Source organism: Micromonospora sp. DT15 (genome assembly GCF_049841475.1).
In the GTDB taxonomy this organism is placed as follows: domain Bacteria; phylum Actinomycetota; class Actinomycetes; order Mycobacteriales; family Micromonosporaceae; genus Micromonospora.
Window position 1 is genome coordinate 542,623 of the sequence record NZ_JBNCKJ010000002.1, and the last position, 21,233, is coordinate 563,855.

At 72.7% G+C, this 21,233-nt stretch carries 17 protein-coding genes; 8 read left to right on the forward strand and 9 right to left on the reverse strand.

Annotated elements, in window-relative coordinates; genetic code table 11:
- Positions 1-66: 66 nt before the first annotated feature.
- The 4 genes from ACLQ3F_RS06700 to ACLQ3F_RS06715 all read right to left on the reverse strand — a co-directional run bounded on the left by ACLQ3F_RS06700 (position 67) and on the right by ACLQ3F_RS06715 (position 6,837).
- Complete coding sequence (locus tag ACLQ3F_RS06700; RefSeq protein WP_425847140.1) at positions 67-2,163, reverse strand: amino acid transporter; 2,097 nt, start codon at positions 2,161-2,163, stop codon at positions 67-69.
- 87 nt (positions 2,164-2,250) lie between these two features.
- Positions 2,251-2,652, reverse strand: a complete 402-nt coding sequence (locus tag ACLQ3F_RS06705) for a hypothetical protein (RefSeq protein WP_425847143.1) — start codon at positions 2,650-2,652, stop codon at positions 2,251-2,253.
- Positions 2,653-3,025: 373 nt separating this feature from the next.
- Complete coding sequence (locus ACLQ3F_RS06710) at positions 3,026-3,796, reverse strand: DUF5995 family protein (protein ID WP_425847145.1); 771 nt, start codon at positions 3,794-3,796, stop codon at positions 3,026-3,028.
- 143 nt (positions 3,797-3,939) lie between these two features.
- A complete protein-coding gene (locus ACLQ3F_RS06715) occupies positions 3,940-6,837 on the reverse strand; it encodes a helix-turn-helix transcriptional regulator (RefSeq protein WP_425847147.1) in 2,898 nt (965 codons plus the stop codon).
- A gap of 194 nt (positions 6,838-7,031) precedes the next feature.
- On the opposite strand from ACLQ3F_RS06715, the gene ACLQ3F_RS06720 reads away from it, so the two are divergent.
- The gene (locus ACLQ3F_RS06720; RefSeq protein WP_425847149.1) at positions 7,032-9,284 is read left to right on the forward strand and encodes an AAA family ATPase; all 2,253 of its coding nucleotides are present in this window, start codon (positions 7,032-7,034) and stop codon (positions 9,282-9,284) included.
- Positions 9,285-9,812: 528 nt separating this feature from the next.
- Here ACLQ3F_RS06720 and ACLQ3F_RS06725 read toward each other — a convergent pair.
- The 5 genes from ACLQ3F_RS06725 to ACLQ3F_RS06745 form a co-directional block, all read right to left on the reverse strand.
- Positions 9,813-10,379: a dienelactone hydrolase family protein gene (locus tag ACLQ3F_RS06725; protein ID WP_425847151.1), complete on the reverse strand. Its 567-nt coding sequence runs from the start codon at positions 10,377-10,379 to the stop codon at positions 9,813-9,815.
- Between the two features lie 55 nt (positions 10,380-10,434).
- Positions 10,435-11,541 carry a nucleotide disphospho-sugar-binding domain-containing protein gene (locus ACLQ3F_RS06730; RefSeq protein WP_425847154.1) on the reverse strand — a complete coding sequence of 369 codons (1,107 nt, stop codon included), beginning with the start codon at positions 11,539-11,541 and terminating at the stop codon, positions 10,435-10,437.
- A 76-nt stretch (positions 11,542-11,617) separates the two neighbouring features.
- Positions 11,618-12,601 carry an aldo/keto reductase gene (locus ACLQ3F_RS06735; protein WP_425847400.1) on the reverse strand — a complete coding sequence of 328 codons (984 nt, stop codon included), beginning with the start codon at positions 12,599-12,601 and terminating at the stop codon, positions 11,618-11,620.
- A gap of 104 nt (positions 12,602-12,705) precedes the next feature.
- Positions 12,706-14,013 (reverse strand): phenylacetate--CoA ligase PaaK, encoded by a 1,308-nt coding sequence (paaK, locus tag ACLQ3F_RS06740; protein ID WP_425847156.1) that lies wholly within the window; start codon positions 14,011-14,013, stop codon positions 12,706-12,708.
- A 77-nt stretch (positions 14,014-14,090) separates the two neighbouring features.
- Positions 14,091-14,540: a MarR family winged helix-turn-helix transcriptional regulator gene (locus tag ACLQ3F_RS06745; protein WP_355007431.1), complete on the reverse strand. Its 450-nt coding sequence runs from the start codon at positions 14,538-14,540 to the stop codon at positions 14,091-14,093.
- A gap of 135 nt (positions 14,541-14,675) precedes the next feature.
- On the opposite strand from ACLQ3F_RS06745, the gene ACLQ3F_RS06750 reads away from it, so the two are divergent.
- From ACLQ3F_RS06750 to ACLQ3F_RS06780, 7 genes are all read left to right on the forward strand, one after another.
- Entirely contained in the window at positions 14,676-15,896 is a 1,221-nt protein-coding gene (locus tag ACLQ3F_RS06750) for an MFS transporter (RefSeq protein WP_425847160.1), read from the forward strand.
- Positions 15,897-16,037: 141 nt separating this feature from the next.
- Entirely contained in the window at positions 16,038-16,796 is a 759-nt protein-coding gene (locus ACLQ3F_RS06755) for a class I SAM-dependent methyltransferase (protein ID WP_425847163.1), read from the forward strand.
- 134 nt (positions 16,797-16,930) lie between these two features.
- Positions 16,931-17,404: a fluoride efflux transporter FluC gene (locus ACLQ3F_RS06760; RefSeq protein WP_425847165.1), complete on the forward strand. Its 474-nt coding sequence runs from the start codon at positions 16,931-16,933 to the stop codon at positions 17,402-17,404.
- A complete protein-coding gene (crcB, locus tag ACLQ3F_RS06765; RefSeq protein ID WP_425847168.1) occupies positions 17,401-17,763 on the forward strand; it encodes a fluoride efflux transporter CrcB in 363 nt (120 codons plus the stop codon). The genes ACLQ3F_RS06760 and crcB overlap by 4 nt, the downstream gene beginning before the upstream one ends.
- 115 nt (positions 17,764-17,878) lie before the next feature.
- Positions 17,879-18,403 carry a PadR family transcriptional regulator gene (locus ACLQ3F_RS06770; protein WP_091398392.1) on the forward strand — a complete coding sequence of 175 codons (525 nt, stop codon included), beginning with the start codon at positions 17,879-17,881 and terminating at the stop codon, positions 18,401-18,403.
- A complete protein-coding gene (locus tag ACLQ3F_RS06775; protein WP_425847170.1) occupies positions 18,400-19,080 on the forward strand; it encodes an ABC transporter ATP-binding protein in 681 nt (226 codons plus the stop codon). Before ACLQ3F_RS06770 ends, ACLQ3F_RS06775 begins: the two co-directional genes overlap by 4 nt.
- Positions 19,077-21,233, forward strand: coding sequence for an FtsX-like permease family protein (locus tag ACLQ3F_RS06780; RefSeq protein WP_425847173.1), 2,157 nt, complete (start codon positions 19,077-19,079; stop codon positions 21,231-21,233). The genes ACLQ3F_RS06775 and ACLQ3F_RS06780 overlap by 4 nt, the downstream gene beginning before the upstream one ends.

The following is a 21,233-nucleotide window of genomic DNA, read 5'->3' on the forward strand; positions in this document are numbered from 1 at the left end:
GACAGGAAGGCGTGAACGTGAATAGTGCCCTCTTTCATCTTCAAAGCTGTCAGAGCGGCATCAGTGTCACCCGCCGACGTGGATGCCGGGTCGACGCAGCGGGTCCCGTTCGGTCCGGCGGATGATCTCTCGCACCACCGGCGGGGTGTCCCCCCGGCCCAGGATGAGGTAGCGCGCCAGGTGCGCGATCGGGCTGCCCTCCGACCACTCGAAGTGCGCGTGCGGCCGGACCCCGGTGGCGTCCCGCAGGGCCAGCAGGATCGCGGCGATCGCGTTCGGCGCGGCCGGGCTGTCGGCCCGCAGCACCCGGAAGCCGCCCACCTCTATGCCGTGCACGCGCAACACCTGACTGAACTCCGACGGATCGACCACATCGATCTCCAGGAACAACACGTCCGCGGCCCCGGGCACCGGATTCATCCCGCGCTGCGCCCGCTCCTTGAGCGTGTACTCCTTCACCGACCCCTTCTGCCGCTTGTTGGCGATCAGGTGCAGCTGCCCGTCGTGCGCCAGCGACTCGCTGATGAACCGACGGGCCGCCTCGTCGAACTCGATTCGCTCGGCGCGCAGCTCGGTGGTCCGGGTGACCCGGGAGACCAACGAGACCACGATGATGCCGAGGATGAACAGCGCGGAGATCGTGATGCCGTCCGGCTGTTCGATGACGTTCTCCAGCAGCGCGTACAGCAGCACCAGGGTCAGCACCGTGAAGCCGATCGCGGAACCCCGCCGGTGGTGACGGGCCGCGGAGATGGTCACCGCCACCGCCCCGGAGACCATCATCGCCAGGATCCCGGTGGCGTACGCCCCGGCCTGGGCGTTGACGTCGGCGCGGAAGGCGATCGTGATGGCGACGCTGACGACGGTGTAGACGATCACCACGGGGCGTACCGCCCGCGCCCACTCCGGGGCCATGCCATAGGACGGCAGGTAGCGGGGCACGATGTTGATCAGCCCGGCCATCGCCGAGGCGCCGGCGAACCAGAGGATGAGCACGCTGCTCACGTCGTAGACGGTGCCGAACACCTCCCCCAGGTAGGCGTGCGCCAGGAACGCCAGCGCCCGCCCGTTCGCGCCGCCGCCCGGCCGGAACTCCTCCTCCGGAATGAGCGCCGTGGTCACGAAGGTCGTCGAGATCAGGTACACCGACATGATCAACGCGGCGGTGGTGAGCAGCCGGCGCGTGTTGCGGATCCGCGCGGCGAGCCGGGCCTGCTTGTCCGGGCCGTCGGCCGCCACCAGGGGCATCATGCTGACCCCGGTCTCGAAACCGGACAACCCCAGCACCAGCAGCGGGAATGCCAACACGGCGGTGAGCAGCACCTGGCCCGGTCCGCCACCGGTCGCTGTCACCGCGGCCGTCCAGTTCGACACGATGCCCGGGTCCTCGACGATCCGACCCACCGCGACCACGACGATCACCGCGTTGAGCACCAGGAAGACCGCGACCAGCGGGATGGCCACCACCACCGCCTCGCGGAACCCGAGCAGGAACACCCCGCCGAGGATGAGCAGCAGCGCCACCGTCACCACGACCGGCACCACGGACCCGTGCAGGACGTCCGGCAGGTACGGGTTCTCCAGCAGGTGCACGGTGGCGTCGGCCGAGGAGAGGGTGATCGTGATGATCCAGGAGGTGGCCACGAAGCCGAGCAGCACGAGGACGAAGATCTTGCCCCGCCAGAACGGCAACAACCGCTCCAACATCGCCACCGAACCCTGACCGTGCGGGCTCTCGTGGGCCACCCGCCGGTACATCGGCAGCATGCCGGACAGGGTGAGCACGACGATCAACAAGGTCGCCAGCGGGGAGAGCGCCCCGGCCGCCACCGCCGCGATGCCCGGCAGGTACGACAGCGTGGAGAAGTAGTCCACGCCGGTCAGGCACATCACCTGCCACCAGGCGTGCCGACGGTTCTGCCCCTCGGTCGCCTCGGGGCCGGGCGGCTGCACCTGGTGCTGGAAGAGCCACCGGCGCAGCGGGCTGGCCGGCGGCGCCGAGCGGGCCGGTGTGGCCACGCGTTCGGGCACCACGACGCCCTGCCGGCCACCCCGATGTGGGCGGGCCGGATCGCGGGCCGCCCGCAGCGCCGGGTCCGGCCCGCTCGGCGCGTGTCGGCGCCCGCTCCAGCGCCGTGGTTTTGCCCGGTGCTCGTCACCCATCGCCAGTCCCACCCTCACAGGTCCTGATCTGACGGTAGGCGGTGCCCCGGCGTCCGATCGGCGGAACCGGGTACCTGTTCGGCCTGCTCAGGACAGGTCCGCGACGGCGAGCAGCCGGGCCAGCGCGGGTGGGTCGGCGACGGTGACAGTGGCCGCCGGGTGCCGGGGCCGTCCCCCGGGCACCAGCGCCGCCACCGGCACGCCGAAGCGCAGGCAGATCCCGCCGGCCACGCTGCTGCCGAAGGTCGCGCCGCCGTCGGCCAGCGACAGGTGCGGGCCGATCGCCCGCCACCAGCGGTACGGTCCGCTCAGCTCGACGGCGGTGACGTTGCCCCGCTCGGTCCGCAGCCGCCACGGCCCGTACCGGATCATCAGGTCCCGTTCGGTGACGGCGACCCAGGCCGTCGCCGGGCGGACCCCGAGCAGCGCCAGCACCGGGCGGAACACCGGATCGAAGCGGAACGGAAACCGGGCCACGACGCCGGTCATCGGGCGCCGGGCCGAGCGGTGGGTTTCGACACCGGGCCACCCGGCCGCAGCGGGCCGGGACGCGCGGGCCGGGGGCGGGCGGCGGGCCGACGCCGGGCCAGGACGGTCATGGCGCGGGCGTACCCGATCCGAGCCCGCCGACACCCCCGGATCCGCAGGCCCTCGACGCGACTCCCGCCCGGCGTTCCCCCACCGCCGGCCGACCCCCCCGGCCGGCCGACGGCGGCAGACGGTCGACACCCCCCGGGGCCGACCGGCTGTCCCCTGAGTGACCGACCCGACCTCGGGCGGCCACACGGGGTGGAACTGGTGGGACGCGCCTCCGCGCTCCGCCGCCCCCCACGGGGCGGAGCGCGGAGGCCCCCCGTCCCGGCTACTGCAGGAACGCCCCGAGGGGCGACAGCAGCAACCGGCCGAGCGCCGCGGCGTTGTCGTCCAGCCGTGTGCGCTCACACTCTCGGGCGTCCGGATCGTGCCGGCACCGCCAGATCTTCTGCGCGTTACGCCAGGCGACATCGCGGGTGTACTCGACCAGTTCCCCCTGGTACCAGTCGTCGATGTCGCCGTTGAGCATGTCGATGAGCAGCTGCCACCGCTCCAGGTAGCCCCGGCGCAGGCCGGGGATCTTGTCCGCGAAGATTTTGTTGATCTCGAGGTAGTCGTGGTGCTGGTCGCTGCCGTCGACCGGCTCCGACTCCAGGTGATCGAACGTGGTCACCAGGGCGAACGGCAGGTCGAAGTTGATGTGCGCGTTCACCCCGGCCGCCGCCGACGGCAGCGGCCGGGCATCCGGCCCCCGCATCCGCTCGAAGAGGCACGACCACGCCCTCGGGGTGCCGGGGCTGGAGTCGGTCCACAGCCGCATCGCGTCGAAGTACCGGGCGGCGAACTCGACGTCGAGCCGGGAGAGGAAGACCGGGTCGACGAAGCGGTCGTCGTACAGCCCGTCCAGCACGCTGCTGGTGATTGTCAGATAGAGCCTGTTGAAGTCGGCCAGCGGACAACTGGCTTCCAACGGTGGCAACCGAACCAGCATGTCCTGAAGCTTGGTCAGATGATCGACCACGGCCGGCACGTCCGCGGGATGATCGGCGAGCAGGTCGACGATGTCCCGGTGCACGGGCCCCCAGACCGGTTCGATCATTTCTCCTCCATTGTGGTCGGCGGCATCCCCCGTGCCGTCGTCGACGCGGCCCAGCCTCTCAGCCGACACCCGGCCACCGGATCAGTAGAACGACGTATCCCGGCGCGCACACGCGCCGGGATACGTACGCAAGGTGGAGTCGGTCAGCCCCGTTGGTTGCGCAACTGGATCGCGCTGGCCTGCACGCGGGTACGGACCTGGAGCTTGTCGAAGATGTGCGACACGTGCACCCCGATGGTCCGCTCGCTGATGAACAGCCGCTGCCCGATCTCCCTGTTGGTCAACCCCTCGGCGACCAGGGCGAGCACTTCCCGCTCCCGGGCGGTGAGCGCCGCCAACTCGTCGTCGGACGCCTCGACCGGGACGCCGCGCGCACCGCTGATGCTGTCGCGCTCGTCCAGCGACACCCGGGCCCGCCCGGCCAACTCGCGGATCTCCGAGGTCAGCGGCACCGCGCCCAACCCCTGCGCCACCCGGTACGCCTCCCGCAGGAGCTTGCCGGCGGTGGCCACCCGGCTGCGCCGAGCCAGCAGCGCCTCGGCCTGCCGCAGGCGCGAGTACGCCGCCGGATAGGGATGATTGCGTCGATCCCACTCGGCCGCCGACGCGGCCCACAGCTCCGGATCGCTGCCGTCGAGGCGGCTGACCTCGGCGGCGCACAGCGCCAGGAAGCCCTGCACCACCGAACGCACCGGCCGGGCGGCACCGGCGCTCTTGCGGGCCACCCTCTCGGCCACGTCGCGCAGCCTGCGGACCGCCGTCGGGTCCACCTCCACGGTGCGGCTGGCGTGCGCCTCAGCCTCGGCGCGCAGGCCGTGCCAGACCAGCGCGGAGAGGATCATCACGTCGTCGGAACGGCTCTCGGTCAGGCCGCGCTGCACCGCCTGCCGCGCCACGTCGTGCCGGCCCTCCCACATGGCCAGCCCGGAGCGCAGGGTGAGCAGCGGAATGACGTGTCGCGCCCCGCCGCCGGCGAGCAGGGTCGCCACCGCGTCGAGGTCCCGACCGGCGGCCTCGATGTCGCCGTAGCCCACCGACAGCCGGCACCGGGCCAACAGCAGCTCGACGGCGTCCGCACCGGACGGTCGGTGCCGCAGGGCCGCGGCCACCACCTTCTCCGCCTCGGCCCACTGGCCCACCCGGAACAGCCCGTTGATGGCGATGGCCAGCAGCCGGGTGCCCCAGGTGCGGCCCAGGCCCAGCTCGGTCACCCGTTCGGCGCCCCGCCGGGCCACCACCACGCCTTCTTCGAGGACGTTCAGCGGCCCGGTCAGCAACTCCGCCAGGTGCAGGTACGCACACGCCACGTCCTCGGGCTGGCCGGCACGCTCGGCGGTGTCGAGGGCGTCGCGCATGACCGCCAGACCAGCGTCCGGGTCTTCCAGGCAGGCGTCGCTGAAGCCCAACGCCGAACTGGCCAGCACCACCTCGGTGGCCGAGCCCGCCACGTTCTCGGCCAACGCCAGCGCCTCGCGGGCCCGCTCACCGGCGTCGGCGTAGCGACCCAGGTGCAGCAGCAGCTCGGCCAGGCGGGCGGCGGCGCTGGCCCGGTCCCGAGGGGAGCAGTCCGCCGCCTTCAGCGCCCGCTGGTACTCCTCCTCGGCCAGCGCGGAGCGACCGGCGGCGGCCAGGTAGCGGGCGCGGCGGATGTGCAGCGCGCAGCTCGGCTCGCCACCCCGCAGCGCGGCCAGCTCCTCCAGCAGGGCCAACGCGCGGGCGTGCTCCCCACAGTGGTGGGCCGCCTCGGCGGCGTTCCCGAGCAACTCGACCCGGTCCACCGTCAGCGGGCCCGGCTCGGCGGCCAACTGCAACGCCGCCGACCAGTGCCGGTGCGCCTCGGCGTAACCGTGCAGCCGCTCGGCCTCCTGAGCGGCTGCCACCGCCGCCGGCAGGGCGCGCGCCGGCTCGCCGGCCAGGCGCCAGTGGTGCGCCAGCCGGGCCTGGTGCAACTCACCCGGCGCGGTGGTCAGCGCCTCGGCGTAGCGGCGGTGCAGCCCGGAGCGTTCGGCCGGCAGCAGCTCGTGCGCCAGCACCTCGGCCACGAGGCGGTGCCGCAGCCGGTAGCCCTCGTCGGCGCCGACCAGCAGCCGGTGCGCCACCGCGGCCCGGGCCGCGGCGATCAGCTCGTCCTCCGGCATCCGCAGCACCTCGGCCAGCAGCCAGTGCTGCACCGGTTCGACCCCGGCGGCCACCGCGTGCACCACGGCGTGCGCGTGCTGGGGCAGCGCGTCGACCCGGTCGAGGAAGATCTCCCGCAGCGTCTCGGACAGCCCGTCGCGGCCGTCGCGCAGATCCCGGGCCAGTTCCTCGATGACGAACGGGTTGCCGCCGCTGCGCTGCCACACCTGCTCGGCCGCGTCGGCGCTCAGCGTCCGGCCGACCACCGCGGCGGCGAGCGTCTCGGTGTCGGCCCGGCCCAGCGGTGCCAGGTCGAGCACCCGCACCGTGCGGAGCCGACGCAGCTCGGTGAGCACCCGGCGCAGCGGGTGAGCGCCCTGCAACGACTCGGCGCGCACCGCCGCCAGCACCGACAACTGAAGATCACCCAGGCCGGCGAGCAGGTAGAGCAGGAGCTGCCGGGTGCTGCGGTCGACCCACTGGAGGTCGTCGAGGATCAGCACCAGCGGGCGACCCTCGGCGATCAGGTGCAGGCCACGGGAGACCCGCTCCAGCAACGCGCCGGCGCCGTCCGGGCTGGCGGTCTCGTCGGCGAACATCTGCAAAAGCCCCCGCACCGCCGAGGAGGTACGGGCGGGTGAGGTGGACACCTCAGCGTCGAACCGGCGCAGCGCCTGCAACAGCGGGTGCAACGGAGAGGCGTCGCCGATGTCCAGGCAGCTGCCGGTGAGCACCACGGCGCCCCGCTCCCGCAGGCGGTCACCGATCTCGCCCAACAGCCGGGTCTTTCCCACACCGCTCTCGCCGGTCAGGAAGACCGCTGCGGTCTGCCCGTGCGCGGCTTCACCGAGCAACGCGGACCGAACCGTCTGCACCAGCTCGGCCCGGCCCACGAGCGGTGCGGTGTCCACATCGCTGGCCATGCCACGCAGCCTAATCACAGGGCCCCACACCGTTCTACGGCCGCCCACCGGTTCTGGTACTCCTCGCGTCGACTTTGCGACTAAAGGTTGCAGGTGGCCGACATACGTCGTTCGGCAGATCCCCCGTCGGCCCAGTAATGCCAATCTCCGGAGGTGATCAGGCAACAGCGGGGAGAGAGGCCGGTGCGACACCCATGACCACCAGCATCATCGTCGACACGCAGCGGACCGTCACCCCGCTCTGGCCGGTACCCCAGGAGAGGCGCGTCGTCACCGTCCTCTTCGCGGACATCGTCGGATCCACGGCCCTGGTGGACCGGCTCGACCCCGAGGACGTCCGAGCGTTGCAGCGGGCCTACTTCGACACCGTCGCCGGTGTGCTGCACCGCTGGCACGGGGTGGTGGAGAAGTACATCGGCGACGCCGTGATGGCGCTCTTCGGCGCCCGGCACTCCGACGGCTTCGACGCGTACCGGGCGGTGCGCGCCGGGCTCGAGATCCAGGCCGCGCTGGACCGACGGCCCATGGTCGACGGCATCAGGCTGCGCGTTCGGGTCGGTGTCGCCACCGGCGAGGTGGTGGTCGACCTGGGCGACGCCGTCACCGGCGGGCACGGCCTGGCCAGCGGGGCGGTGATCACCACAGCGGCCCGCCTGCAGGAGTACGCCGCGCCCGGCGCCGTCGCACTCTGCGCGGCCACCGCCCGCGCCACCGCCGGCCTGATCACCCAGCGTCAGCTGACGCCGACGCCCGTCGCCGGCCGGGTGTCGCCGGTGCCGGTCTGGCACGCCATCGGTCCGGTTCGCCCCGGCGCCGACCGGCACGACGGCCCGTTGATCGGTCGACGCCGCGAGCTGGCCACCATCCGCGACCAGTTGGGCTCGGCCATCCGAAACCGGACACCACGCTGGATCTCACTGGTCGGCCCCACCGGCAGTGGCCGCAGCCGGCTGCTGCACGAGCTGACCCGTGGGCTGACCACGGTGGACCGACTGCCGGTCCGCTGGTGCGTGGCGACCTGCCAGCCGTACCCCGACCAGGTGTTGGCGCCGGTCGCGCACCTGCTCCGCGGCCTCGCCGGGATTCGGCACAGCGACGGCCCGGCGGCGGTCCACGACCGGCTCGTCGCCGCCCTGACCCCGCTCTTTCCGCCGACCCGGGTGGCCACCGCGGTTCCGGCGCTCCAGCGGATGCTGACCACCCCGGACGGCTCGGCCACCGCCCTCACCGGCGCGGCGATCTGCCGCGAGGTCCTGCTGCGGCTGGCCGCCCACCAGCCGCTGATCGTGGCCGTCGACGACCTGGACCGGGCCGCGCCCGCGGTGAGCCGCTTCCTGCACGCGTTGTACGACGCGGCGACGGAGCGTGAGCTGCCGCTGGCCCTGCTCACAGTGCACCAGCCGCAGTGGACCGACACCCGGCCCGGCCCGGCCCGCCAGATGACGATCGGACCCCTGGCCACGGTGCAGTCCGGACGGCTGCTGCGCCACCTGCTCACCCGGGCCGGACAGCCGGTGGCCCTGGTCGACCGGCTGCTGCCGCTGATGGGCGGCCGCCCCGGGCACGCGGCGGCGTACGTCACGTCGCTGGTGGACGGTGCCGACCCGGCTGCGCTCCCGCTGCCCGAGGCCGTACGCCGGGCCGTCGGCGCGGAGCTGGACCACCTCGACGGTGAGCGGCGGGCGGTGCTGATGGCCGCCGGCACCCTCGGTGGTCTGATCTCCGGGGCGGCCGTGGACCGGGCACTCGGCTGGACACCCGGCCGGTCCGCGCCCGCGCTCCGCGAGCTGGTCACCGCAGGGCTGCTGCTCCCCCACCACGTCGACGGGTACGCGTTCGCCGCTCCCGCGCTGCGCCAGGTCGCCGTCGAACGGTTGCCCCGCGCCCTGCGGGCCGTCTTCCAACGCCGGACCGCCGCCGTGCCGCACCTCGACACGGTGCACCGGGACGCCGGCCCGCCCGCCACGCTCGCTGGTGCGCCCAACGGCTCGCCGGCGAGGAGCGCGCAGATCGTGCGCCTCGACACCGTTGGCGCTCGGACCGGCCGCCTCGATGACGTCTTCGCGTCGCTGGCTTCGGCAGGGGCGGGCGGTGCCACCGGCCCGACCCCGCTGAGGCGAGGCAGCCCCACCCCGACGATGGCCACCCGACCCGCCGCGTCGGGTCCCGCCACCAACCGTACGGCGGGCCCACGCAGGCTCCGAGCCGTCGCCTCGGCGAGCGACGTACCGCCGACGCCGGCCGCTGCGGCGTCCCGACCTCGGCGCCGCGCGAGCGGTGACCGATTCCGGGACGTCGGACAACCCGCAACGCCCATCCGCCCCACGCCGGCGAGTTCGGCCACGCAGTGGACATTCGCGGACGCCGGCACTCCGCCGGGCGTAGCACGGGCAGCACCCCGCCCACAGTTGATCCGCCCCCTGGACGACCTACCCGCCTCCGCCTAACCACCCCCACCCTCACCCCCGCCTCGCCCTGCCCGGCCCCGCCCCGCCCCGCCTCGCCCTGCCCCGCCTCGCCTCGCCTCGCCCTGCCCTGCCCCGCCCCGCCCCGCCCCGTCGATCATGGAGTTGTGGTGGGTGACAAATGCCCCGAAGACCAAGAAGTCCGGCACCACAACTCCATGATCGACGGTTGTGGGCGGCGATCTTGCACTTGCTGTCCCGGCATAAGCGGCATCCCACTGATATCGGCAACCGAAACTGCAAGATCGGCGCGGTGAAGGGCGGGGCGCGGGGGCCGGGGGGTGGAGCGGGGGGGTGGTTAGGGTGCGGAGGCTGAGGCTAGTAGCGCTTCGGTGGGCAGCGCGAGCAGGCCGTCGGGGCCACGGTAGCGGGCGGTCAGCTCGTCGTAGGCGGCACGAATGCGGCTGATCACTGCAACCGGCTGGGTCTCCATCACCAGACCTGGCTTGCTGACGCCGTTGGCGGGGCCACTCCACCAGGCCTCCGGGTCGGTGCGGTGCGGCCGGGCGCTCAGCCGGCAGCGAGGAAGGCCAGCACGCGCGGCCAGCACGCCGCGGTGGCGTCCGGGGAATACTCGGCCAGGTCCGGGTCGGTGAACAGGTGACCCACGCCCGGATAGCTGAAGACCGTCAGATCGGCACCGGCGTCGGTCATTCCCTGCTGCCACTCGTCAACCTCGTCCGGCGCGTCGTACGGGTCGGGGCCGGCGAGGTGCAGCTGCACCGGCAACCCGGGTGCGACCGCGTCCGGGGCACCACCGGTGCCGTGCAGCAGGAGCAGACCGGCGGCGGCCGGGCGCTCGGCGAGCAGCGCCCCGGCCACCCCGGCGCCCATCGAGAAGCCGGCGAGCACCGTCTCCGGTGGCAGGTCACGCAGCGCGGCGCGGGCCCGGTCCAGCACCACCTCCTGGCCGATCTTGTCGAGCAGCGCGAAGCCCTCCTCGACGGTGTCGGTGGCCGGGACGCCGTACAGGTCGGGGGTGCTGACCTGGTGCCCGGCGGCGCGCAACCGGTCGGCGGCGGCGCGCACGGCGGGTCGCAGCCCGTACACGGAGTGGAACAGCACGACGTGTCGCATCCGGCCATCCTGCCGCAGTCGACAGTGCATCCGGGGTGGCCACGCGGGGTGGACGTCAGGCCAGTGCCGTCAGCCGCCCGACCAGGTCCGTCGGTGGCGGCATCGCGGCGATCTCGCTGCTGACCTGCGCGGCAGCGGTGCGCAGGCGCTCGTCGGTGAGCAGCTGGGTCAGTGCCCGCGCGGTGATGTCCCGGGGACGCAGCGCCAGGCCGGCACCCCGGCGGGCCACCAGCTCGGCGTTGTGCCGCCGGTCCCCGGCACCCGTGGTGGCCAGCTGGGGCCGGCCTGCGGCGAAGGCACCGAAGGCACTACCCGCACCACCGTGGTGCACCAGGGCCGCGCTCGCCGGCAACGCCTCGTCGAGCGGAATCCAGCCGACCACCCGCACGTTGCCGGGCACCGATCGGGCCGACCGCTTGTCGGGGCGGACCAGCACGATCTCGGCGTCCACCTCGGCGGCGGCGGCCACCACGGCGGGCATCGGCCCCCGGTCTCCGGGGCCGGTGAGGGTGCTGCGGGTGACCAGGATCCGGGGGCGCTCACCCGGCTCGCGCAGCCAGGCCGGCAGTTCCCCGCCGCCGACATAGGACGTGTAGCGCATCGGCCAGCCGCCCTGCGTGGCAACGCTGGGCGGCGCCACGGCGAGGGCGGCGGCCGGCGCGGGCAGTTCGGTGAGGCCGTGGCGGCGCAGCGCCGCGCCGAGTCGGGCGACGGTGGCGCCGACCAGGTCCCGGCCGTCGAAGAGGGCGTTCTCCTGGCGGACGGCCGGCACGTCGAGCCTCGCGGCGGCCACCGCGCCGGCGACCGCGAACGGCTCGTACAGCACCAGATCCGGCCGCCACCGGGTGGCCAGCGCGACCACCGGGTCGACGAGTTGGTCGTTGAGCGCGCCGAACAGCAGGCCGGCGCCCCGGGTGCCGGCGGTGCCGGCCAGCTCCGCCCGCGCGATCAGCGGATGACGGGGAAGGACCCGCAGCGCGATCCGGCCGAAGTCGAAGCCGGGCGCGATGTCGTGCACCGGCAGACCCGCCTCGGCGGCGGCCAGCGCTCCGCCACCGGTGGCCACCAGCACATCGTGGCCGGCATCGCGGAGGGCGACCGCGAGCGGCACCAGGGGGAAGACGTGACCGACGAGCGGGGCGGAGACCACCAGCACGCGCATGGACCCGATCCTATGTCGACCACAGCCACACCAAGGGCCCCTTGCTGCCCGTCGGCGTCACCGACGGGTAACCGACTCACCAGGCGTAGGACTGTGGGGCTTCTCCCGGCCCGGGCCAGATCTGGTCGAGTCGTTCCACCACCTCGTCGTCCAGCCGCACGGACAACGCGTCGAGGTCCAATCGCAGTTCGTCGATCGTCGTCGCGCCGACGATCGTGGTGGAGACGACCGGGTTGCGCAGCAGCCAGGCCACAGCCACGGCCGCCGGCTGTGCGCCCAACTCTCGACACAGCCCCTCGTAGGCAGTGAGCTGGGCGCGGTGCGCCTCGACGCGTTGCCGGGTCGAGGGGTCGGTGGTGCGGCCCTGATCCAGGGCGTCGAGCGCGCCGGCGAGCAGGCCGGCGTGCAGAGGGCTGTACGGGATCAGTCCGACGCCGAGGTGACGCAGGGCGGGGACGAGCTCCTGCTCGACGGCGCGTACGGCAAGGTTGTAGAGGCTCTGCTCGCTGGTCAGGCCGAGAAAGTGGCGTGCTGAGGCAGCGGCCTGGGCGAGCGCCACGTCCCAGCCGGCGAAGTTGCTGCTGCCGACGTAGGTGATCTTGCCCTCGCGGACGAGCTGCTCCATCGCCTGCCAGATCTCCTCCCACGGCGTGGCCCGGTCCACGTGGTGCATCTGGTACAGGTCGATGTGGTCGGTCTCCAGTCGCCGCAGGCTGGCCTCGCAGGCGCGGCGGATGTGGTAGGCGGACAACCGGCGGTCGTTCGGGCCGACCCCCATCGGCTGGTACACCTTCGTCGCCAGGACGATGTCATCACGGTGCCCACTGCGCCGCAGCCACCGGCCGACGGTCTCCTCCGCGATGCCGTAGCCCTTCTGCATCTCCGGTGACTGTGGCCCGCCGTAGACGTCGGCGGTGTCGAAGATGTTGATGCCAGCGTCGACGGCGGCGTCCATGACCGCGAAACTGGTCGCCTCGTCCACCGTGTACCCGAAGTTCATGGTGCCGAGGCCGATCCGGCTGACCAGCAGACCTGAGCGGCCCAGGTGTCCGTACCTCATGGTGTCCACCAGCCGAGCGTAGGGCGGGGCCGGGCAATGCAGCCGGTGGGGATGGCCGGCGGCCTATCCGCCCGCAGCTTCCGACCCGGAACGTCGGTCAGCGGTCAGCCGGACGGTCGCTGGTCGACGATGCGGCGCATCTTGCCCATCGACCGTTCCACGGTGTCGGGGGCGAGGACGTCGACCGCGACGCTGACGCCGATGGTGTTCTTGACCAGTTGAACCAGCGTTCCGCCGGCCCGCTCGGCGGCGTCCACGTCGACGCCGGCCCGCCGCTCCACCCGCACCGTGAGGGTGTCCAGCCGGCCGTGCCTATCGAGAACGCACTGGAAGTGCGGCGAGAGCTGCGGGGTGCGCAGGATCAGCTCCTCGATCTGGGTGGGGAAGATGTTCACTCCACGCAGGATCATCATGTCGTCGGTGCGGCCGGTGATCTTCTCGATCCGGCGCATCGGGCGGGCGGTGCCGGATAGCAGCCGGGTCAGGTCGCGGGTGCGGTAGCGCACCACCGGCATCGCCTCCTTGGTCAGGGAGGTCAACACCAGCTCACCCCGCTCGCCGTCGGGCAGCACCGCCCCGGTGACCGGGTCGATGATCTCCGGGTAGAAGTGGTCCTCCCAGAGGTGCAGGCCGTCCTTGGTCTCGACGCACTCGGTCGCCACGCCGGGGCCCATCACCTCGGAAAGTCCGTAGATGTCGACGGCGTGGATGTCCAACTGCTGCTCGATCTCGCGGCGCATGTCCTCGGTCCACGGCTCGGCGCCGAAGATGCCCACTCGCAGTGAGGTGGCCCGTGGGTCGACGCCCTGGCGGCGCATCTCGTCGACGATGGCCAGCAGGTAGCTGGGCGTGACCATGATGACCTCGGGCTCGAAGTCGCGGATCAGCATGACCTGACGCTCGGTCATGCCCCCGGAGACCGGGATGACGGTGCAGCCCAGTTCCTCGGCTCCGTAGTGCGCGCCCAGACCGCCGGTGAAGAGCCCGTAGCCGTACGCGACGTGCACCCGGTCGCCGGGGCGGCCGCCGGAGGCGCGGATCGAGCGGGCCATCAGTCGCGCCCAGGTGCGCAGGTCGTCGCGGGTGTAGCCGACGACTGTCGGCCGGCCGGTGGTGCCGGAGGAGGCGTGCAGGCGGGCCACCCGCTCCCGGGGTACGGCGAACATGCCGAACGGGTAGTTCTCCCGCAGCTCCGCCTTGCCCGTGAACGGGAAGCGCGCCAGGTCGTCGAGATCCCGGCAGTCGTCGGGGTGCACCCCGGCCGCGTCGAACGCCCGCCGGTAGTGCGGCACGTTGTCGTACGCGTGCCGCAACGACCAGCGCAGTCGGTCGCGTTGCAGGGCGCGCAGCTCGTCGATGCCGGCGCGCTCGATCGGCTCCAGCTCCTCGGGACGAGGGGTGCGATCCTGCATCGGCTGCCTCCTTGGCGCGGCGGTCCCGGTGGGGCTGCGGGTACCGTACGCCCGCTGCCGCGCCGGCCGCCGGGCGGTCAGCGGGTGGCTGGCAGCCGGTGCAGGGCGTCGACGAGCGGCGCCAACTCGGGGGCGGCCTCCGCCTGAGCGAGCGCGTCGGTGAGCACCCGGTCGTGGGTGGGTCGGGTCTGGGCGAGCAGCTCGGAGCCGGCCGGGGTCAGCTCGGTGTAGATGCCGCGCCGGTCGTCGGCGCAGAGGATGCGGGTGAGCAGCCCCCGTTGTTCGAGGCGGGTGACCAGCCGGGTGGTGGCGCTCCCGGAGAGCGCGGCGGCCCGGGCGAGCTGGCTCATCCGCATGTGCCAGCCGTCCTGGCGGGAGAGCGCGTCGAGCACCGTGTATTCGACGACGGAGAGTTCGTGGTAGGCCTGCAGCGCCCGCTCCAGGGATGTCTCGATCAGCGCGTGCAGGGCGGCGAGGGTGCGCCAGCCCTGGGCGCGGATCTCGACCGCGTCGTCGGCGATGCCCATATTGGCCTCCTCGGTGTGATCTGAACGGACCCCAGACTAGCACGCTTGCGCCGATATAAAGCGCGTGCAAGTATTTCGTTGTTGGCGCGTGTAGTTGCACGCGCCGCGTATCTGCCTCCACTCGATGGGAAGACCATGTCCGTACCCCAGAAGTCCCTGCCGCCCGGCCTGATCGCGCTGGCCATCGGTGCCTTCGGCATCGGTCTCACCGAGTTCGTGATCATGGGGCTGTTGCCCGAGGTGGCCGCCGACTTCGCGGTCACCGAGCCGGTGGCCGGCTGGTTGATCTCCGGCTACGCGCTCAGCGTGGCCGTCGGCGGGGTCGCCCTCACCGCGGCGGTCACCCGCCTGCCGCGCAAACCCGTGCTGCTCGGCCTGATGGTGCTCTTCATCATCGGCAACCTGCTGTCCGCCGTCGCCGACGACTACGCCGTGATGATGGCCGGCCGGGTCGTCGCCGCGCTCTGCCACGGCGCGTTCTTCGGCATCGGCGCCGTGGTCGCCGCCGGCCTGGTCGCACCGGCCCGACGGGCGGGCGCCATCGCCATGATGTTCGCCGGTCTGACCATCGCCAACGTGCTCGGCGTGCCGTTCGGCACCTTCCTCGGGCAGCACTTCGGCTGGCGGTCGACGTTCTGGGCGATCACCGCCATCGGGGTGGTCGCCCTGATCGGGCTGGCCCTGCTGATCCCGGTGGGCGACACCACCAACGCCGACCGGCCGGCCGGTGGGCTGCGCGGCGAGTTGCGCGCCTTCACCCACCCGCAGGTCTGGCTCTCCCTGGTGATCACCGTCCTGGGCTTCGGTGGGATGTTCGGCGCGTTCACCTACATCGCCTACACGCTGACCGAGGTCAGCGGCTTCGCCTCCAGCACCGTGCCGTGGCTGCTCGTCCTCTTCGGCGTGGGGCTCTTCGCGGGCAACCTGCTCGGCGGCCGGGCGGCGGACAGGTCACTGTCGCGCACGCTGGTCACCGTCCTGGCGGTGCTCACCGTGGTGCTCGTCGGCTTCGCGCTGACGGCCACAAATCCGGTGCTGACCATCGTCGCGCTGGTGCTGATGGGCGGGTTCGGCTTCGCCACGGTGCCGCCGCTGCAAATGCGGATCATGCGGTACGCCCACCAGGCGCCGACCCTGGCGTCCGGGGCGAACATCGCCGCGTTCAACCTCGGCAACGCGTTGGGCGCGTGGATCGGCGGGGTGACCATCGCCGCCGGACTCGGCTACACCTCGCCCATCTGGGCCGGCGCCGCGCTCACCCTCATCGGTCTGGTCGTACTCCTCGGCGCGCTGCGGCTGGCCCGCCGCGACGAGCCGGCGGGAGCCGAGGCGGAGCTGGCGGGGACCGCCGTCTGACCCGCCTCGACGACAACGCCGGGCCGGGCGGATGCCCGGCCCGGCGTCGCTTCGATCATCGCCCTGCCATCTTCTCGCAATTGCAAAAGATGTGCAACAAGGTCTGGACAACGCGTCGGCGGCGTAACTAGCCTGGTCGCCATGAGTCCTTACATCGCGGATCCCTGGGCCTGGCAGGAAAGCTGGGACCGCCAGCAGGAAGCGTTCATGCCGGACCGTGAGCACCGGTTCACCGCCATGCTCGACACCGTCGACGCGGTCCTCGACGACCGACCGCCACGCGTGCTCGACCTGGCCGGCGGCACCGGCACCATCTCGCTGCGGACCCTCGCTCGCTTCCCCGCCGCCGAGACCACAGTGGTCGACCTCGACCCGGCGCTGCTCGCCATCGCCGACGCCTCGCTGGCCGACCGGGCCACCATCGTCACGGCCGACCTCGGCACCCCCGAGTGGCGCTCCACGCTGCCGCACCAGGAGTACGACGCCGTGCTCACCGCCACCGCCCTGCACTGGCTGCCGGCAGACCGGCTCGGCCAGCTCTACGCCGAGCTGCGCGACGTGCTGCGGCCGGGCGGCGTCTTCGTCAACGCCGATCACATGCCCGACGACTCAGTGCCGGAGCTGACCAAGCGGCTGATGGACCGGGCCCGGGACCGTCGCAACGCCCGGTACGCCGCCGGCTCGGTGCTGTCCTGGTCGGACTGGTGGCAGCGCGCCGGCGCAGACTCGTCGCTCGCCCCGCTGGTCGCCCAGCGACACGCCATCTACCCGACCGGGCACAGCCCAGAATGGAACCCACCGGTCTCGTGGCACCTCGCTGCGCTCACCGCGGCCGGATTCAGCGAGGTGGGCACGGTCTGGCGAGGCGGCTCGGACGCCGCCGTCGCGGCGGTGCGCTGACCCGGCCGCCGCCGGCGGTGCGCTGACCCGGCCGCCGCCGGCCGTGCGCTGACACCCCTGTCGCCGGCCGTGCGCTGACGCCCTGTGGCGGCGGTGCGCGGACGCCGCCGTCGCCGGCACTACGCTCAGGAGCCGTGCCAGAGCCGTTCGAGCCGCGTACCGACCCCGACGTCGACCTGCGCGTCCCCGCCGACCGCCGCGAGTTGACCGCGCGCCCCGCGACGATCCTCGCCGCCATCGCGGCCGGCGGGGCGCTCGGCGCGCTGGCCCGGGCCGGCCTGCAACACGCCGTTCCGCACCCACCGACCGGCTTCCCGTGGGCCACGTTCACCATCAACACGGCCGGGTGTCTGCTGATCGGCGTACTGATGGCGGTGCTCGGGCACCTCGACGGTGGGCCCCCGCTGGCTCGCCCGTTCCTCGGAGTCGGGGTGCTCGGCGGGTTCACCACCTTCTCCACCTACGCGGTCGACGTGCAGCAGGCGATCGTCCTGGGCGCACCGGGCACGGCGCTGACGTACCTCGCCGCGACGGTGCTCGGTGCGCTCGTGGCGGTCGCCCTGGGCGACGCTGTCACCGCCGGGCTGCTGCGTCGGGTGACCCGATGACCGTCCTGCTCATCGCACTGGGCGCGGCGGTCGGCGCGCCGCTGCGTTACCTCACCGACCGGGCCGTGCAGTCCCGGCACGGCTCGGCGTTCCCCTGGGGCACGCTGCTCGTCAACGTGGCCGGGTCGCTGCTACTGGGCGTCCTGGTCGGGTGGCCGGTCGGCCCGGCGGTGAGCGCGTTGCTCGGCACCGGGTTCTGCGGCGCGCTGACCACCTACTCCACCTTCAGCTACGAGACGCTGCGGCTGACCACTGACGGTCATCGGCTCCTCGCGCTGGCCAACGTGCTTGGCAGCGTGGCGGCCGGGCTCGCTGCGGCCACCACCGGCTACGCAGTGGCCCGCACCCTGACCGGCTGACGGCACGCCGGCCGCGCCGCGCCCGATTCGATCTCCACCAACGCCTGGACCAGGGCCGATCCACAAAACACCGAGGGTATATACGCGAGGTATACCCTCGGTGTAGTCTGCTGGCATGAGCGTGCCACTGACCCTTCTCGGCCTCCTCGAACGAGAGCCCAGCCACGGTTACGACCTGAAGCGTGACTACGACGCCTTCTTCGGCCGGGGCAAGCCACTGCCGTTCGGCCAGGTCTACTCCACCCTCAGCCGACTGGCCCGCGACGGCAAGGTGGTGATCAGCGACGTCGCTCCCGGCTCCGGCCCCGACCGCAAGCGCTACATCATCACCGACGTCGGCGCGACCGAGGTCGAGCAGTGGCTGACCCAGCCGGTCGACCCGGAACCGCACCTGCAGACGGTGCTCTTCGCCAAGGTCGTGCTCGCGCTGATGCTGGACCGGCCGGCCGCCGAATACCTCGACACCCAGCGCAGCGCGCACCTGCACCGGATGCGTGAGCTGACCGAGATCAAGCGCGCCGGCAGCCTGGTCGACGCGCTGCTCGCCGACCACGGCCTCTACCACCTGGAGGCGGACCTCCGATGGATCGAGATGACCGGCGCCCGCCTGGACGCCCTCCGGAAAGAGGTACGGCCGTGAGCGTCGTGATCGAAGCGCGCGACGTCGAGTTCTCCTTCGGTCAGACGCCGGCCCTGCGTGGCGCCAGCGTCGCCGTGGAGGCGGGCGAGATCCTCGCCGTCATGGGCCCCAGCGGCTCGGGCAAGTCCACCCTGTTGCACTGCCTGGCCGGCATCCTGGTGCCCGACTCCGGCGAGATCCTCTTCGACGGCGCCCGGGTGCACGCCATGGCCGAGACCGAACGCAGCAGCCTGCGCCGGGACCGGTTCGGTTTCGTCTTCCAGTTCGGTCAACTCGTCCCCGAGCTGACAGCTGTGGAGAACGTCGCGCTGCCGCTGCTGCTCAGCGGCGTACACCGTAAGCAGGCGCTACCCAAGGCGACTGCCTGGTTCGCGCGCCTCGGTCTGGACGGCCTGGAGCACCGCCGCTCGGGCGAGCTCTCCGGCGGGCAGGCGCAACGCGTCGCCCTGGCCCGGGGCCTGGTCGCCGAGCCGCAGGTGCTCTTCGCCGACGAGCCGACCGGCGCGCTGGACTCGCTCACCGGCGAGCACGTCATGGACCTGCTGGTCAGCGCGGCCCGTGAGCAGGGCACCGCCGTCATCCTGGTCACCCACGAGGCCAGGATCGCCGCGTACGCCGACCGCGAGGTCATGGTCCGCGACGGACGCGTGAACGCGCCGGCCCGGATCGCCTCGTGATCCGCTTCGGGCTCCGCCTCACCGTGGCCGGCGGCCGTGAGGCGCTCACCCGCCTGGTCGTCATCGCCGCCGCCGTCGCGATCGGCAGCGGGCTGCTACTGACCACCCTCGCCGGGGTCAACGCCGTCGACGCGCAGCTCACCCGGTACGCGTCGATCTATCCCCACGCCTCCACGACCGGTGCTGCGGACGAGCTGTGGTGGTCGACCCGGGACGACTACTTCCACGGCGAGCAGATCATCCGGATCGACGTCGCCGCCACCGGATCGACCGCGCCCGTCCCGGCCGGGGTCCCGACCACTCCCGGCCCCGGTGAGTACTACGTCTCGCCGGCACTGCGGCACCTGTTCGCGGCACAGCCGGCCGATCAACTCGCGGACCGGTACCCGGGGCGTGACCTCGGCACCGTCGGACCGTCCGGGCTGACCTCACCGGACACCCTGCTCGCCATCGTGGGCGGCACACCGGACAGCGTCGGCAAGCTGCCCAACGCACGGCAGGTCGACGACGTCGGTGACACACCCGTGCTTCCCGAAACCACTGTGGACCTCATCCTCGGTGTGGTCGCCGGCGGGTTGCTGTTCCCGGTGCTGATCTTCATCGGCACCGCCACCCGGCTCAGCGCCGCCCGCCGGGAGCAGCGGTTCGCCGCGATGCGCCTGGTCGGCGCGACACCCCGGCAGATCTCGCTGGTCGCCGCCGTGGAGGCGGGCCTCGCCGCCGTCGTCGGCACCGCCGTCGGCTTCGGCCTGTTCTACGCCTTCCGCGACCCGCTCGCGAGCATCCCGTTCACCGGTATGCCGTTCTTCCCCAGCGACATGTCCCTCACGGGGGGGGACATTTTGCTGGTGGCGCTCGGCGTCCCGGCCGGCGCGGCGCTGGCGGCCCAGATCTCGCTGCGCCGGGTACGGATCTCGCCGCTGGGCGTCACCCGACGGGTCACCCCCCGTCCACCGCGCGCGTACCGGCTGATCCCGATGGTGCTCGGCGTCGCCGTGCTGGTTTTCGCCATCGGCTTCCGGCCCGAGACGTCCGACGGCCAGGCGGCGGTGTTCCTGCCCGGCCTGTTGCTCATCATGGCCGGCCTGGTGTTCGCCGGTCCCTGGTTGACGATGGTCGGCGCCCGGGTGATGGCCCGGTACGCCAACCGCCCGGCCACGCTCATCGCCGCGCGCCGCCTGGCGGACAATCCGAAGGCCGGCTTCCGGGCGATCAGCGGCATCATGCTCGCGCTCTTCGTCACGAGCGTGTCCGTCGGCGTGATCACCACGATCGTCGCCAACCGCGGCCCGGCACCCACCGGCTCGACCGACGCGGGCACGGTGACCACCGTCTTCGACGAGGGGACAGCGTCGGTGCCCGACACGCTCTTCGCCGAGCTGCGGGCGATCACCGGGGTGCGCTCCGCGACCGCCATCCGCGAGAACCCGGTGGTGACCGACTCGGGCGAGGTCGGGGTGATCGCGTGCACCGACCTCCCGAGCGAATACGGTCGGTGCGCCGACGGCGCGGGCGTCATCGAGGTGCCGTTGGGCCTCAGCCGCTGGCGGGAGTCGGCGTCGTCCGCGACGGTCTGGCCTGCCGCGTCGCTCACCCTCGACGAACTCCAACGGCTACCGGTCGGGGCGATGGTCGTCGGCACGGACGGTTCCGCCGCCGCCGTCGAGCGCACCCGTACCGTGCTGGAGGTCGCCTTCCCGACCTTCTGGGTGGGGCCGAACGTGCCCGGTGACTTCGAGTCGGACTTCGCGAACACGCTGCGCGGCTGGGAGCAACTGGCCAACGTCATCATCATCGCCAGCCTCGCGCTCGGTGGGTGCAGCCTCGCGGTCAGCGTCATCGGCGGTCTCACCGAGCGCCGACGCCCGTTCAGCCTGCTGCGCCTCAGCGGGGCTCCGGTGCGGATACTGCGTCGGGTGGTGGCGTTGGAGAGCGCCGTGCCGATGCTCGCTGTCGCCGCCGTCGCCATCGGGATGGGCCTCCTCGCCGCCCACCTGTTCCTCCGGGCGCAGATGGGCTACACGCTGGTCGCGCCGGAGCCACGCTTCTACGTGATCGTCGTGGTCGGGTTGGCAGCCTGCCTCGGCGTCATCGCCTCCACCCTGCCGCTGCTGGAACGCATCACCGGCCCGGAGACCGCCCGCAGCGAGTAG

Excerpts from the sequence above, each read along its gene's own strand:
- ACLQ3F_RS06700 (WP_425847140.1), bottom strand. The coding sequence starts at position 2,163 with ATGGGTGACGAGCACCGGGCAAAACCACGGCGCTGGAGCGGGCGCCGA.
- ACLQ3F_RS06705 (WP_425847143.1), bottom strand. The coding sequence starts at position 2,652 with ATGACCGGCGTCGTGGCCCGGTTTCCGTTCCGCTTCGATCCGGTGTTC.
- ACLQ3F_RS06710 (WP_425847145.1), bottom strand. The coding sequence starts at position 3,796 with ATGATCGAACCGGTCTGGGGGCCCGTGCACCGGGACATCGTCGACCTG.
- ACLQ3F_RS06715 (WP_425847147.1), bottom strand. The coding sequence starts at position 6,837 with ATGGCCAGCGATGTGGACACCGCACCGCTCGTGGGCCGGGCCGAGCTG.
- ACLQ3F_RS06720 (WP_425847149.1), top strand. The coding sequence starts at position 7,032 with ATGACCACCAGCATCATCGTCGACACGCAGCGGACCGTCACCCCGCTC.
- ACLQ3F_RS06725 (WP_425847151.1), bottom strand. The coding sequence starts at position 10,379 with ATGCGACACGTCGTGCTGTTCCACTCCGTGTACGGGCTGCGACCCGCC.
- ACLQ3F_RS06730 (WP_425847154.1), bottom strand. The coding sequence starts at position 11,541 with ATGCGCGTGCTGGTGGTCTCCGCCCCGCTCGTCGGTCACGTCTTCCCC.
- ACLQ3F_RS06735 (WP_425847400.1), bottom strand. The coding sequence starts at position 12,601 with ATGAGGTACGGACACCTGGGCCGCTCAGGTCTGCTGGTCAGCCGGATC.
- paaK (WP_425847156.1), bottom strand. The coding sequence starts at position 14,013 with ATGCAGGATCGCACCCCTCGTCCCGAGGAGCTGGAGCCGATCGAGCGC.
- ACLQ3F_RS06745 (WP_355007431.1), bottom strand. The coding sequence starts at position 14,540 with ATGGGCATCGCCGACGACGCGGTCGAGATCCGCGCCCAGGGCTGGCGC.
- ACLQ3F_RS06750 (WP_425847160.1), top strand. The coding sequence starts at position 14,676 with ATGTCCGTACCCCAGAAGTCCCTGCCGCCCGGCCTGATCGCGCTGGCC.
- ACLQ3F_RS06755 (WP_425847163.1), top strand. The coding sequence starts at position 16,038 with ATGAGTCCTTACATCGCGGATCCCTGGGCCTGGCAGGAAAGCTGGGAC.
- crcB (WP_425847168.1), top strand. The coding sequence starts at position 17,401 with ATGACCGTCCTGCTCATCGCACTGGGCGCGGCGGTCGGCGCGCCGCTG.
- ACLQ3F_RS06770 (WP_091398392.1), top strand. The coding sequence starts at position 17,879 with ATGAGCGTGCCACTGACCCTTCTCGGCCTCCTCGAACGAGAGCCCAGC.